This window comes from Corynebacterium sp. HMSC074E01, from assembly GCF_001808885.1.
Taxonomy (GTDB): Bacteria; Actinomycetota; Actinomycetes; order Mycobacteriales; family Mycobacteriaceae; genus Corynebacterium.
The window spans coordinates 11626-12632 of record NZ_KV794838.1 but is presented as its reverse complement, the minus strand read 5'-3'; the positions used below and the strand labels follow the sequence as shown (position 1 = coordinate 12632).

The 1007-nt window shown below is 56.5% G+C and carries 1 protein-coding gene; it reads left to right on the top strand.

Going from position 1 to position 1007, the window contains the following annotated elements; genetic code table 11:
- Positions 1-1007 (top strand): YPDG domain-containing protein (locus HMPREF2537_RS04115; RefSeq protein ID WP_210383616.1); only part of this gene is annotated, 1007 nt, incomplete at both ends.

The following is a 1007-nucleotide window of genomic DNA, read 5'->3' as shown; positions in this document are numbered from 1 at the left end:
CACCACCGCTGCTACGGTTGAGCCGAAGTACAACGATGGTGCTGGCCAGCCTGGTACCACCGCGCCGGTTGATGCTCCGACCTTTACTAACAAGGACGGAGACAAGGTCATTGTTCCGGAAGGCACCAAGTTCGCCACGGACAAGGATGGTGTTGAGGTCGCCGAGGATGGTTCGCTGAAGGTTCAGATTCCGGAGGATGCCAAGCCTGGTGACAAGATCACTGTTCCGGTTGTTGTGACTTACCCGGATGGCTCGACGGACAATGTTGATGTCACGGTGACTGTCACCGACCCTGATTCGACGCCTGAATGGGGAGACGGTGAAGGTGAGCCGGGTGACAAGGTTACTGTTCCGAATGAAGGTGGCGATGTTCCGGAAGGCTCTACGGTTGAGGTAAAGGGCCCCGGTAAGGCTGAAATCGATAAGAACGGCAACCTGGTTGTCGACATCGATGAGGACGCTAAGCCTGGTGACAAGGTTGTTGTCGAGGTGAAGGATCCGGAAGGCAACACAATCGACGACTCGACCGTGACTGTTACCGAGCCGAGTGCGCCTGCTGAGCAGCCGGACTGGAAGGACGGCAAGGGTAAGCCTGGCGACAAGGTTGAAATCCCGAACACTGGTGGTCCGGTTGAGGATGGCACCACGGTTGAGACCGAAGGCCCGGGTAAGGCTAAGATCGGTGAGAACGGCAAGCTGATTGTCGACATCGATAAGAACGCTAAGCCTGGTGACAAGGTTGTTGTCGTTGTCAAGGACAAGAACGGCAAGCAGATCGACCGCGTCGAGGTTGAGGTTGAGCAGCCGGATGCTCCTGCTGACAAGCCGGACTGGAAGGACGGCAAGGGTAAGCCTGGCGACAAGGTTGAAATCCCGAACACTGGTGGTCCGGTTGAGGATGGCACCACGGTTGAGACCGAGGGCCCGAATAAGGCTGAGATCGATAAGAACGGCAAGCTGATTGTCGACATCGATGAGAACGCTAAGCCTGGTGACAAGGTTGTTG